Annotated in this window: 6 protein-coding genes; 4 read left to right on the plus strand and 2 right to left on the minus strand. The window is 54.9% G+C overall.

The window, feature by feature from the left end:
* Positions 1-1,357: 1,357 nt before the first annotated feature.
* Positions 1,358-9,031: an RHS repeat-associated core domain-containing protein gene (locus ACXAF3_RS09420; protein WP_475112041.1), complete on the plus strand. Its 7,674-nt coding sequence runs from the start codon at positions 1,358-1,360 to the stop codon at positions 9,029-9,031.
* Positions 9,015-9,605 (plus strand): hypothetical protein, encoded by a 591-nt coding sequence (locus ACXAF3_RS09425; protein ID WP_475112042.1) that lies wholly within the window; start codon positions 9,015-9,017, stop codon positions 9,603-9,605. The genes ACXAF3_RS09420 and ACXAF3_RS09425 overlap by 17 nt, the downstream gene beginning before the upstream one ends.
* 222 nt (positions 9,606-9,827) lie before the next feature.
* On the opposite strand, the gene ACXAF3_RS09430 is transcribed toward ACXAF3_RS09425, so the two are convergent.
* Positions 9,828-10,268 carry a hypothetical protein gene (locus ACXAF3_RS09430; RefSeq protein WP_475112043.1) on the minus strand — a complete coding sequence of 147 codons (441 nt, stop codon included), beginning with the start codon at positions 10,266-10,268 and terminating at the stop codon, positions 9,828-9,830.
* Between the two features lie 496 nt (positions 10,269-10,764).
* Here ACXAF3_RS09430 and ACXAF3_RS09435 point away from each other — a divergent pair, with 496 nt between their 5' ends.
* Positions 10,765-12,924, plus strand: coding sequence for a PKD domain-containing protein (locus tag ACXAF3_RS09435; RefSeq protein ID WP_475112044.1), 2,160 nt, complete (start codon positions 10,765-10,767; stop codon positions 12,922-12,924).
* Positions 12,925-12,985: 61 nt separating this feature from the next.
* Here ACXAF3_RS09435 and ACXAF3_RS09440 read toward each other — a convergent pair whose 3' ends face one another.
* Positions 12,986-13,774: a DUF2884 family protein gene (locus ACXAF3_RS09440; RefSeq protein WP_475112045.1), complete on the minus strand. Its 789-nt coding sequence runs from the start codon at positions 13,772-13,774 to the stop codon at positions 12,986-12,988.
* A 192-nt stretch (positions 13,775-13,966) separates the two neighbouring features.
* Between ACXAF3_RS09440 and ACXAF3_RS09445 the strand changes: the two genes are divergently transcribed.
* Positions 13,967-14,131, plus strand: a complete 165-nt coding sequence (locus tag ACXAF3_RS09445) for a hypothetical protein (RefSeq protein ID WP_475112046.1) — start codon at positions 13,967-13,969, stop codon at positions 14,129-14,131.
* Positions 14,132-14,410 lie beyond the last annotated feature (279 nt).

Consider the following 14,410-nt stretch of genomic DNA (forward strand, 5'->3'; position numbering starts at 1 on the left):
TGACAGGCTATGCAGTTATGTCAGGCGTGTAATCTCCTGTAATGGCATAAAGCTTCTCGTTCGGCCAAACACCGATTAATCTCCAGCCCCGGTATTTTTCTAACATAAAAAGCAAATCGTAAACTTCCATTGATAGGTGGGGACTAGAGTGGCCAGGGAGCGGCAATTTCAGATTCGGGCTTTGGTATTTGGGAGCTTTTTGCTCATTGTCTCTGTTTTTGCCCAGGGTTCTGCCTCTGGGCCAAGCAGTAATACGACAGGAAAGTTCACAGCTTCCTATACAAGCGCTCCTTCTTATCATGATGAGGCCCAGCTTAGAGTGATCCGAAGCGGGTCCCTTATTGCCACCTACAGCGTAGGGACGTCGGCGGGCTCTAGGACAGTCACTGTTAGTGGTTCAGGCAGCTACAGTGTTCAGCATTGGTCTAGAAAAACAGGCGGCTGTTTGCAAATGGGGCCCCGTGGATGTGTCGAGCCAGAGCCGAGTACGCCATGGAAAAACAATGGTGGCTTTACGGTTTCCGTAAATATTCCAAAGCCTGGATCAATCTCGCTTGCAGGAAGCAACACATCGGGTAGTTACAGCATTAGCTGGGGGGCTGCTTCAGGCTCTCCTAGTCGCTATGAACTTCAAGAGCGTAAAGATGGCGGTAGTTGGTCGAAGATTCATAGTTCGACAGCGAGATCAAAATCAGTATCTGGCAAGGCAACGGGTGTTTATGACTACCGAGTTAGAGCTTGCTATAGTGGATGTGGCAGCTATACGTCAGCCAAAACTATTACAGTAATACGTACGCCAGGTTCCATTGCCGTCCCGTCTTCCAGTACCAATGGCAGCGTGGTGATTTCTTGGGCTGGTGTATCTGGCGCTGCCAGCTATCAACTTCAAGAGCAGAAGAATGGAGGGGGCTGGTCAAGTGTATACAGTGGCGCTAGCACTAGTAAAACTCTCACTGGTCGGGGTACCGGTACGTATAGGTATCGGGTGGCATCGGTAGAAAATGGAATAATAGGAAGCTACAAAACTTCAGGAAACGTAATCGTTTCCAGGGCGCCTGCGACACCAGCTGGGCTAACAGCACCTTCAAGTTCTACTGGAGGGTACGCTGTAAGCTGGAGTGCCGTCTCCGGTGCCGCCCACTACACCCTCCAAGAAAGCGGTGCTGGCAGTGGGACTTGGACACAGGTCGGAACCAGAAAGAATTTTTCCAAATCAGACGATGGCAACTATACCTACAAGGTCCGGGCTTGCAATGTCTATAGTGGAGTGACCGCCTGTAGCGGCTGGTCTTCTGGCAAGACAGTCGGTGTTTCCGTACCTGCCTTGTCCGCGCAGGTGGCTCTCGGAAGCTCTCAAGTGCAAGTTGCTTGGAAGGCGTGGGGCGTCGACCGCATTGTTTTGATGCGCAATGGATCTAAAGTATATGATTCCGGCTGGGGCTATGGCGGTACAGCTGGACAAATCGTTAATTCGGTGGGGGCCAGCGGAAACTATAGCTATACGCTACAGGGGTGGGAGTGCCTGCAAGCTGGTAGCAATGGTGGTTGCTTTGAGCCTGATCCGGTGGGTATAAGGGGGCCCGCAAGCGTTAATGTAGTGCTTAAGCCGGGCAGCCCCAGCCTTTCGATAACTGCTAGTAACTCGTATGACGGCATAGCCGATCTCACCTCTAGCGGCTCAGGTCCCATTGACACAGTACGTTGGCAAAAACGCCTGAGTACCGGCTCCTGGCCGGCAGATACCAGCTATCAAACTGCAGCGAGCAGCGGCTTCAGTGTCACCGGCCTAGCAAATGGCACTTGGCAACTCCGAACTAGGAATTGTAACGCTGCTGGCTGCAGCGGGAACTGGAGCAATATCGCCTCGGTTGCTGTATGGAATCAGCCGATCCCTTCGGCACCAGTTCTTGAGCAGCTTCCAAACGACGACGATGGCAGCTTCACTCTAAGGTGGACTGACCTTAAGTCGGAGCATGTCTACAAATACGAGATCCGCGAGAATGGCGTACTGATCAAGACACTAATCAGTGATAGCCAGAACCCCAATACTGTTTACAGTTATAAGCCGACCCCTGCGCGGAGTGACGGCAGCTACAGCTACACAGTAAAAGCTTGTAATCTGAGAAGCTGTACCTCAAGCAGTGCCATGAATCTCATTGTGGCACATCGGCCAGTTGCTCCGGAGTCGGTTGTGCCTTCGGTGCTTTTCACACGTACTGGTTCGGTAGCCATTGGCTGGGATTCCGCGAGCGGAAGCTTTAAACGCTACGAGATAGTGGCAGGCACAGCAGAAGATGTCGATGGCCCGGTAACCTGGAACGAAGCCAACAAGATTTCGCATACGGATCTTCAGCAGTTGAAGCGGAGCTTCACCCTCAGCGACGGTTTCCATGCATTTAAGGTGCGCGCCTGTAACCAGGTTTCTTCCTATTCAACTTGCTCAGGCTTTGCAGAATCAAAGGTTGTCCAGGTGGCCGTCTCTGAGCCGCCGGTTGCGGTGGAGATCTCTCCGCATCAGGAAACCGCGCCACTCAATGCCTCTGCTGAAGTTTTGGCCTCGGATCGAGTCGGTGTAGTGAGTGGAGACTTCCAGGTCAGCGAATCCGGGTCCGCCAACTACAGCATCCCAATAGTTACCGGTCCCGCCTCTGGTGGCGCGGTGCCCTCTCTGTCTATTAACTACAGTAGCGAGAGCGGTAACGGCCCTTTGGGTATAGGCTGGAATATAAGCGGTCTGTCTGCGATCAGCGCTTGCCGTCGTACCAAGGAAGAAGATGGAGTAAACGGAAGTGCCTTTGATCGTTATTGCCTGGATGGACAGCGTCTAAAACTGGTAAGCGGCAGCCAGGGTGCAGTGGGTTCGCAGTATCGAACCTCCATCGACTCATTCGTAAGAGTGAAGCTTGTTTCTACCAGCGTAGGATCCGGTAAGGGCTTCGAGGTCTACCGAAAGGATGGCTCAGTTTCCTACTACGGCTTCAATGAGGACTCATTCGCAATCAACGTTTGGCACCTGGATAAACAGGTGGACAGTGCTGGCAATTACATCGAGTACGAGTACCTCAAGGATGCGGACAACGGTGAGCACCTGATCAGAAGGGTGCATTACTCCGGCAACGGCTACGACAGCACTGCAAATGTAATTGAGTTCAACTACGACACCAATCGCTCAGACAAGATATACGGCTACGCTTTCGGGGCCAAGAAGTCCATGGCCCGCCGTCTGATCTCGATTGTTTCCAAGGCGGGAGGTGTCGAATTGCGCCGCTATGTGCCGGAGTATGAAACCAGTGGCACCGGGCGCCTTCGCTTAGCCAGTATAGAAGAGTGTGTTAGTAGTAATTGCCGACCGGCCACCAGATTCGATTATGCTGATCTGGAGGGGGAGGGGTTTTCCTCGTATACCATAGATACAGGCCTGCTCCACTCCGCGTATGAGGGAGGAAAACTGGGAGATATCAATGGCGATGGTAGAGCCGACCTGGTGTTCATACGCAAAGATGGAAACGGAAAACGTTATATCCGTATAGCGCTAGGGCAGGAAAATGGCAGCTTAGCGTTGCAGTCTCATCAACTTCGTGTGCGCTCCAATGTACGTAAAGAGTGGCACTTGATCGACTACAACGATGATGGCAAGGACGACTTTTTGCATGTCCCCACTGATGGTGATGCGGGATACTGGACGGTCAATTATTCATCTGGAAGCAGTTTCAGCACGACGGAAATGCCTACTTCGATTTCCTATGATGCCAATCAAAAAGGCCAGATGTATGACTTAAACGCGGATGGCTTGCCGGATTTTATTAAAAGAGTGACAGTTCACGACATGGAGCGGGTGCCTGGTGGTGGGCTGAGACTCAAGAGTAGTGCAAGGACCCTTAGTTTGCCGGCGCCGGCAACATCGAAGCCTGGGGTGTTGTACGAAAAAACTACAGAAATGTTGAGGGATACCGCAGTCACTGCCGATTTCAACGGCGATGGTATAGCGGACCTTCAGGCAATCTACCTGATTGAATGGACCTGTACTGAAAATGTAAACGATGCTCCCAGTGCGTGTCCGAGCGGGCAGAAAGTAACACACAACTTGCTGGCTAGCTATTTATCTGCCGGAGGTAATAGCTACACACTTCTGTCAGCAGGTTCTACATCGCTTCAGGAGTTTGATGATCAATATAACTCTGACCGAAGATTCGTCGATCTCAACGGTGATGGACTAACTGATAGGCTATCCCAAAGCGGTGGCAGTGGTGCCTGGAGTGTTAGCTATTTCACGGGGACCGGGTTCGCTAACTCCCAAATGTTGCCCGTAGAGTCTGATAAGCTTCAGTTGTACGACTGGAACGGTGATGGCTTGCTGGATATCTTGTTTCCTGACGCTGATGATAAGGTTACCAATGAGTATCATCGTTTAAAAGTGTTATTGAATAAGACCTCTGGATTTAGCTCGCCGATATCAACGAATTTCGTACTCGGAGCCAGCGCGGCAGATCATTTTTATTACACAATGGATGTCAGCGGCGATGGACGTCCGGAGTTAGTGGGTATATGTGCCAACGCCGATGAACGGGAAAATCATTGCGATGACTACCTGGGTAACAATGACAAATATCTGCGCATATTCCACAACAGGCATAAAAATAATCCTGTTGATATATTGACCAGAATTACCAATGGATTCGGCGTAAAAACAGAAATTCAATACGCACGCTTGAATGATTCTGCGGCGAATGTCTACACACGTAGAACAGGATCGTCTGCACTTGAGTATGGCAGCGGCTCCCCGGTATTCGACATCTATTCACCCATGTATGTGGTGAAAAAAGTGATCTCTGACGCGCCTTCGGCTAATGACGATAGCAACACTGTGGAAGCACACTACCACTATACAGGAGCGCGGCTTCAAGGAGGTGGCCGTGGTTTCCTGGGCTTTGAAAAGATCACCAGTTACGATCCGCAAAACCAGGTAAAGACCACGACGACTTATCGGCAAGACTATCCCTATATCGGTATGCCGGTAGAGACTGCAAAAGTTATAGAGCCGAATGCTGCAAATATATCTACGCCGGCGGCCTGCAATGGCTCGGGGCTTACCCGGATCAGCTGCTCCACCAACACGCTCGAATTTGTGGAGCCGATCGATGGAAAGACAAAGTTGCCTTATATCAGTAAGGCCACCGACAAATCGTACGATATCGATGGCACCTATCTGGGTCGCGTGGAAACCCAAACCATTTATGATTCTTCATCTGGAGACCAGAATGACGTCAAGTATGGCAATGTCTCCAAGGTGATAGTGACACACTTCGACGCTGATGGCAGAAAGTTGCAGAGCAAGACCACGACCAATATTTACAAGAATGTGGTGGACAATAGTCGCTGGCACCTGGCGCGCCTAACGAAAAGCACAGTCGTCACGCAGCGCTTCGGCAGCTTGGCTTCTCCGGCAGTCACCCGTCATGCGGAGTTTGCTTACGATCCGGAGACAGGTCTGCTCACCGATGAATGGGTGGAAAAGGGCACCACTTTGCAGCAACACACCCATTATGAGCACGACCGCTTCGGTAACCGCACTGAGACCACAGTTACCGATGCAGATGGTAACAGCCGCACATCCAAAACCATTTACGATGGCCGTGGACGCTATCCTGTCAGCCAGGTGAATGCGCTGGATCAGACCACCGCTCAGGTCATAGAAACCGATGCCTATGGTCAGCCACTCATCAGCCTGGATCTGGGCGGGGTATCAACCACCCGCGCCAGTAGTCAATTCGGCGAAGTCTACTTCGAGCATCACGAAACCGGCAGCCACAACACCACCCTCAAGGCACTGTGCGAAAGCTGTGTGACCGTGGCCGGCGTGCCTTCTCACTTCAAGGTTACTACCAAAGGCATAGATCAGACTGAAACCGTGGTCTACCACGATCGCTTGGGGCGTGAGATTCGCAAGCAGGCGCAGGATTTTCACGGCAGTCCGGTCTATGTGGATACTCAATACGATGAGCAGTCGCGGGTGTACAAAGTGTCCGAGCCCTACGGACCCAGCCAGAGCCCCCGCTGGATCGTCTATAGCTACGACAGGCTGGGGCGTACCACCCTGGTGGACGCGCCTTCCGGGCAGTGCGATGTCGGCACTGTATACAGCGGTCTCAATGAAACTGTTACGACCTGTGGCCAGAGTAAAACCACGAAGAAGAATGTGCTCGGCGAGGTCGCCGAAGTTACCGACAATATCGGCGGCAAGCTGCAGTACAGCTATTACTCGGACGGCCAGCTGAAGAGCGTCAAGGTCCTGGACAGTGCCGGTCAACAGACCTCGATGACTAGCATCGAGCACGATCTGTTGGGGCGCAAGACGAAGCTGGTTGATCCGGACAAGGGCACTTGGACCTATGGCTATACTGGTTTCGGCGAACTGAAGTGGCAGATGGATGCCAAGGGACAGGGCACGGTCATGAGCTACGACAAGCTCGGCAGGATGGTTACCCGCGCAGACTACACCGGCTTCGACAGCCAGACGCAGAGCGGCGCTCTGCAGAGCTTTAGCCGCTGGTATTTCGACCAGGATATTACCTGTTCACCCGAGAACCGCTTCGACGGAAAACTGCTCGCCGTTGCCCAGGCCAAAGTTCCCATCCAGGCCGGCTGCAGCCCGAACGTCGAGGACATTACCTACCTCAAGCTGTTCAAGCATGACCGATATGGCCGCCTGGGAGAAACCACAACGGCCATAGGTGCTCTCACCGAGAGCGAAGGCGACTTCTACGAAAAAATCACCTACGACCAGTATTCGCGTGCACACAGGGCCTATGATGCGGCCAACCAGCAGGTAGCCCAGGGCGGAGGCTATCTCTACGGTACCGAGACCGTCTACAACGCCTACGGTTACAAGCGTCAGATCAAAAATCTGGAAACCGGCAGCCCCTACTATACGGTCGAAGACATGAACGTCCGCGGCCAAGTGAAGGAAGTCAAGCTCGGGAACGGCCTCACCACCATCTATGAGTATGACAGCCAAAACCACCGGCTAACGGACATACTCACTGACGTCATTCCCGGTGTGGGTCAGGTGCAGAAGCTGCACTATGACTGGGATGCCATCGGCAACCTGATGTCGAAAACAGACCAGAGCGGCGACGGCAGCTACCAGAAGGACCTGCAGGAGGCCTACCAATATGACGGCCTCAACCGCCTGCGCTATGCCCGCCTCTACCTGGACGGCAGCCTGCAAAGCACGCAGGAGGTAACCTACTACGATAACGGCAATATCAAGACCAAGACCGGTGTCGGTACCTACACTTACGGCAGCCGCCGCCCCCACGCAGTCACCCATACCAGTACCGGCGACATTGGCTACCGGTACGACCTGAACGGCAACCTGATTGGCGACGACAGTGGCAGAAGCCTCGGCTACGCCGTGTTCGACAAACCTACAGAGATCAGCAAGGGGGGGCACAGCACCCGCTTCTACTACGGCCCCGACCGCAACCGCTACAAGCGCGTGGACGATAACGGCAGCGGTACCATAACCACCCTGCAGGTCGGCAGCGTGGAGAAGGTGATCCAGCGCAGCTCAGGCGGCGCCTTCGTCAAGGCCTACTACCGCCGAAGCATCGCCGGTGTCGTGGTGGAGAAGATGGATCTCGACCAAGGTGACAATGTCACCGCCCGCAGTACCCAGTACCTGCTCAAGGACCTGCAGGGCTCTCTGGATGTGATTACCACCGCCAGCGGTCAGGTGGCAGAGGAGAATGGCTTCAAGCAGGTGTTCAGTTTCGACGCCTGGGGCAAGCGAAGAAATCCGTTCACCTGGACCCAGCTAGGCACGCCCGAGAACATCGTCAGTACCCTCAAGGTGGGTACCTTCAACCACCTGAGAACCAACCGAGGTTACACCGGCCACGAGATGTTGGACGAGACCGGGCTTATCCATATGAACGGCCGCGTCTACGACCCGACCTTGGCACGGTTCGTGAGCGCCGACCCGATCATTGATGGGGTGACCAGCGTGCAGGGGTATAACCGCTATGCCTATGTGCATAACAACCCGTTGGTCTACACGGACCCGAGTGGCTACAGCAGTTGGCGTAAGTATCGGGATAGTATTGTCAAGCCGGTTGCTGCAGTTATTCTTAGTATCTATACCGCAGGCGCTGCATGGACGGCAGCGACACAAGTAGGAGGGTGGGCAACAACTGCAGTGACTCTTGGAGGCCAAACAGTATCCGTTCTTACTACCGGGGGTGCAATTGCGGCAGGTGCAGTATCTGGTGCTGCAGCGGGTTTTATGAGCGGAGCCATTTTATCGGGCAACTTGAAAGGAGCATTTAAAGGTGCCTTTTCTGGAGCGGTAACTGGCGTACTTCAGCAGGTTGTTTCTCTGGGAATACAGGATTGGGAGCTCGATAGTGGGGATCTCTATGAGGTGACGGAAAATCCACAAAACCAAGGACTGAATATCAAAGCAGTAAGCGTTGATGAAACGGTAGTAAAGGATCTCTTTGTTAATGGGCAAAGCAACGATTTGGAGCTGGCTGCTAGGAATGGATGGCGTCAGTTGGGCAGGCCAAGTAAATTCCATTTATATCACAATCCGACAAGTGGTGGACATATTGATACTATTGAATCATTTCTCGGAAAAAACATCGGGAAATCTAGAGTGTCTAAAGGTTTAGCTGAAGTACTAAGGAGGAATTCGGAAACCCTTCGGACAGTAGCTGCGCATAGCCAGGGGGGGATAATTACTGCAAACGCGCTACAGTCAATCCCCGGTGCACTGTCAAACTCAACCACCATCAACTTTTATGGTGCGGCGGTTTCAAAAGCAGCTATGGAGCGTGCCGCGAATATAGCAGGAGCCACACCTGGAGTTTGGGAAGCGCACTTCTTTGATGCCGTTCCCAATATTATCGGAGGGGGAACCGCGAACCCGTTAAAGATTATTGGGTCGGCGGTAGCGTTCCCGACACTGTTTATGGGGCCGAGCATCAGCCCGCACTCAATCTATGAGGCACCTTATGGTTGGACACCTTAGCAACATGGCTGTTCGCTTTTTTCAGGTTGCGCTATGTCTTATTTTGCTGGGATGCTCTAGGACGATTAGCTTTGTTGACCGTAATGTTGAGGAGTGGCCAGGAAAAATATTCACGATATTTGATAAGTATCAAGTTCAGGCACATTTTCCTTCCGGTGGATGGGAGGGTAACTTTACTAGAACAAATCTGAGTAAGGGGGAGGTGGGGGATAGCAGTTCGTTAATTTATTTGGACTATGATTACAGGGCTGGATCCTATAGTTTGCCAGCGACAAGCTTATCTATGGGAGTGTATAACGATAGGGATGGTGATGGGGGCATAGGTGGAGAAAATATCGTCAGTTCCCGCATGATGCTAATCAATAACCGAAAGTGGACGCTGTCAGAGTTTAACCATGATCAGTCTTTTGGGTTAAGGTATGAAACTGTTCTTGAAGGAAATTACATTTTCTTTACAGTTCTTGGTATTGACAAGGTTGGTCATGGATACAAAAGGGAGTCGAAATTTTCAGAGGAAAGATTTGATATGTTTTCTCATGTTGTGGAGAATATTTCCATAGATATACTTGAATGACTAGATAATTGTAAATAATTGGGGTCAGAGAAACTCAAAAACTGGACACCCAAAAATTGGGAAAGTAAGAGGAAATTGACTCGAAGGCAGCAGCATAGCTATACGAAAGCTGCCGAGGTGCGGAAACCGTTTGATTTATTGGAGTGAAGCGCTAAACGTCGTATTTGACGTAAAGAGATTTGTGCGCCAGGCCGGCGATGACTCTGCAGAAAAAATAAAAGTTCAGGGAGAAGATGGCGGTGAGAGGTAACGCTCGCAGTCGAGAATTCCATGGACCCAGCGTTTGCCGAGCTGCTCACAGGCACTGCGCACCGAGTGAGCGGCGCCTACCAGAGACTTGAAGCGGCTTTGGAAGTTGCGGTTCAGGTAGAGCCAGTGCCGAGGGTCTATCTGCAGTCGGTCGAGAATCGGTGGCAGGGTGTTTTCGATGGCTCCGCGCTTGTCCTCACGCAGGCAGCGCCCGCTCCAGTCCACCAGTTCCAGATAGTCTTGCAACCGGAAAGGCAGCCCCGCCGGCATGGATTTCCTAGGATTGCCGGCGAAAGGGAAGAGTTGGTCCGGCTGCTTGCCGCCTTTAGCCGCAGAGATGCGCCGCTGGATAGAGGTGTGGTCCGACGCTTCCGGTGTGTCCGCTATTTTCGCGCGGATCGGATTTAGATCCACATAGGCCAGGCAGGCAGCCAGAGCCCTTTCATCGAGCAGTGCCTGGGACTGGCGCGAAAGGGATCTTGTTTGGTGGGTGTTCTAATTTGGGTGCTATTTGGGCGGGTGTCCTAATTTGGGTGGTGGGTGTTCTAATTTGGGTGCTATTTGGGTGGGTGTCCTAATTTGGGTGAGATGTTGCTCAAAAGCTGGTCTAATAACTTCCAATTCCTTTCCCGGTCATCGCGCTTTATCCAGGTTATTTCGGCCCAGGAAGCGGCCTGCCACCTTCCGCTGCCGATGACTTGGGCCGAGCGCACGACAATTTCGCCGATTTCTATTTCTGTCTAAGCGCTAACCGATTTTCCTACCCGGCGCGACCTTCATCGAATCCTGTTCCCGGGCAATAGTCCCATGTCAGTATCCGACTGATAGTGGGAAAAAATCCGCTTGCCCGAATTGGTAGATTGGAGGCTCACGCCTGCGCGCGTGACTCAACCAATGAGGGAAAACGACAATGCATTATAAAAATAGCTATAAAGGTGTGCTCTGCGCGATGACGCTGGCCGCGGCTCTGCCGGCGGTCGGCCAACAATGCCAGTCCCCGGCGCCGGTCTGGGAGGACAACTTCGACGGTACCACCTTGGATACCACAAAGTGGGAACCCATGCTGGGTGACGGCTGCAGCTACGGAATCTGTGGCTGGGGCAACAACGAGTTGCAGTATTACCAGGCGGAAAACGCCACCGTGGCCAATGGCCTGCTGACCATTACCGCGAGGAAGGAACGGGTCAAGAGCAAGGGCTATACGTCGGCGCGCCTGCGCACGGCGAATATGCCCAACGGCGGCGAGTGGACCAATGGCCGCTTCGAGGCGCGGATCAAGCTGCCCGACGGGGCCGGCATGTGGTCGGCGTTCTGGATGCTGCCGACTGATCCGGCGGAGGGCTGGCCGATCAGTGGCGAGATCGACATCGTGGAGTCCACCGGCCAGGCGGACGAGTATGTCTTCGGCACCCTGCACTACGGCGAGCCCTACCCGAACAATTCCCACACCGGCAACCGCCTGCTGAGCCAGCCGGAGCCCTGGTCGGCGGATTTCCATGTCTATGCGGTGGAGTGGGAGCCGAACGAGATGCGCTGGTATGTGGACGACCAGCTCTACGGCACGCTGACGCCGAATGACCTCACCGATGCGTCCTATTGGACCTTCGAGAACTACCAGTACCACTTCCTACTGAATCTGGCGGTGGGCGGTTCACTGGGTGGCGCCGTCGACGATTCGCAGCTGCCGCAGACGATGCAGGTGGACTATGTGCGCGTCTACGACTACGGCCAGCCGAGCATTGCCGGCGAGCGTATCGTGGAGAAGGCCGAAATCGCCAGCTACTCGGTCGCCGGCGCCATCGGCAACAATCCCGTTTTCAGTTGGACGCTGCCAGCCGGCGCGACCCTGTTGTCGGGTGCGGGTACGGATACCGTAACCGTGCAGTGGGGCGACAGCGGCGGCGAGCTGGGTGTCAGCGTCACCGACGACTGCGGCAGCCGCGACCTGAGCCTGCCGGTCCATGTCGCCCCGACGCTGGTGCCGGAGACGGTGCTGGATGATTTCGAGGCAAACCGGGAGCTGGTGTACACCGCCTTCGACGGCAGCTTCGTGCAGGACGCGGCCAACCCGCAGGCGGATGCCACCAACGGCTCCACCACCGTGGCCATGTATACCCGTTCCGCGGCTGCCCAGTACGATGTGATCGCCGCCGATACCAATGCGATCCCGGATGCGGAGCCGTTTCTGTCCGGCAACAAGGCGTTCTATATGGATGTGTTCACCACGGCGGCGCCGGGTACACAGATCCTGGTGCAGCTGGAGGACAGCAGTCAGGCCACGGCCAGCAATTACCCCACCGGCCGGCACTCCAAGTACGCGGCCTACGTTGGCGCCGAGGCCGGCTGGCAGCGGCTGAAGTTCGAACTCGACGACCGCATCGACGGCGGCACACCCTCGAACGCGGTCGACAGTCTGGTCGTGCTGTTCGACCCGAACTCGTTCAACGGCGACAGCTATTATTTCGATAATTTCAGCATCTACGGCCTCGACAGCGGCGGCAATCAGCCGCCCACGGCCAGTGCCAGCCACAGCTGCAGCGGCCTGGACTGCAGTTTCGACGGCAGCGGCAGTGCCGACAGTGATGGCAGTATCGCCAGCTATGTTTGGGACTTCGGCGACGGCAGCAACGGCAGCGGCGCGACGGCCAGCCACAGCTATGCGGCTTCCGGCACTTACACTGTGACTCTGACCGTCAGCGACGATCAGGGAGCCGAGGACCAGACCAGCTTCGACGTCACTGTCAGCGACGGCGCGGCGGCCACCACCATGTACGTGGCAAGCGTTGTCACCGGTACTCAGTCTGCCGGCCGCGGGCAGAAATTCGCCACCGCCACGGTTTCGGTGCTGGACGATCTCGGCCGCGGTGTGAGTGGAGTGACCGTGACCGGCGACTTCTCCGGCACCATTACCGAAAGCGGCGCGACGGGCGTTACCGATAGCAGTGGTACGGCCACTGTCGTCAGCGCTGCATCGGCCGGCGGTGCGGTGACGGTCGACTTCTGTGTGTCGAGTCTCGCCGGCGGCACTCTGAGTCACGATACGTCCGCAAGCACCGGACTCTGTCAGTAGTGGTTGGGGGAATAAAAAAGGCCGCCCTGGGGCGGCCGACCACTTTGGGGGGTAGGTCCAACTATTTAATCTCAACGAAATCGTAAGCCGCCAGGGCCGGAATGGACTGGTGCAGCGCACTTTCAACCCGGTCGATGGATTCGAGTTGCCGGCACAGTCCCTCAGCGCGGGTTTCGAGCCCCTCCGCCCGCTGTTCAATCTGTTGCTCCATCTCTTCGGCCATCTGTTCCGCATTTCGCTCGATACTGAGGCCGCCGGTGAATACCGCTTTCAATGCGTGCCAGGCGATGGTGCCGGCGGAGTCCCTGGCCAGTTTTTCGATCTTGGGCTCGAACTCCTCCTCGATCGTCTGTTCGATCAATTCGTCGATATCCGGGTCGCCGAGGGTGTAGATCTCCCCCTCCCGGTTCAGGCGCTCTTCGACACGGCGCACCAGCTCCTCCGACGCCTGCTGCAGCTCGATGTTGTCTGGGTGGTCCGGGCCCGCGAGCGCGGTCAGGGCGACGGACATGCCGTTCAGCGCCACATCCACGGCTTCCAGTGAGATCAGCAGTATCTCCCGCCCCGCGCCGTGCAGCTGGCCGCGGTAGTCCTGCAGCAGCTTCTGCTGTTGCTCGTCCAGGTCCACCGTCTCGCCGGCGACGACAAGTTGTGAAGGCGCCTGGTAGTGGACCAGTAATTCGCCATCTGCGCCTTCCTCGCGGGTTTCAAAGAAGTCGGGTCCGACGCGGACGGAATAGTTCAGCTCGGCGCTGCAGTGCTCGTCATCCGAGGTGTTGAGGCTTATGTTGCCCGCTTGGGCCGCGGCACTGGTGGCGATCAGCGTTGCGATTGCGAGAGGCTTCCACATGAATTTTGTCTCCGGATTATCGTTATTGCCTCTGAGACGACTTGTGAAGCGGGTTTGGATGCAGCGGTCGGTTATTTTTTGCCGGGCGGGAAACTGTATGCAATGGCAACTTTTGCCGGCAAAGGGTGTTAGTCTATGCCCGCAGACACGGGCCCCGCCGGGCCCGGAGAATCACAATAAGAGGGGCGCTCAATGCCGGTACGCAAGCACTCACTCACCGCACTGCTGTTTGCGGCGCTGTTCTTCAGCGCCGCGGTGCAGGCGGAGAGTATCTCTGCCTATACCCGGGGCATGGAAAAATTTAGGTTCTTCGCAGATTGGCGTGAAAAAGTAGGCTGGCGGTTGTTGGCTGGGTAAAGTTTGGTTCGCCAAAACACAACAATCCCCGAACCAACACCGCCAGAGCCATGGATGCTAGCCTCCCAAACCTGTTCTGGGAAGGGTTCAACCCTTCCCGTGTAGACCGTCTCGACTCCAACGCTCTTCTAGTCCACCTGACACCGGCACAGCCCCCAACATGCAGTAGCTGCGGGACAGCCGGGCTCCCAGTGCATGATTGCTCAATCCGCCGTATCCGTGAGCGAGACTTACTTGAGTATCGCACTTGGTTGGAGGTACCCGTGCGCCGTGTCCGCT

This window comes from Microbulbifer sp. ABF4_143 (assembly GCF_056160225.1).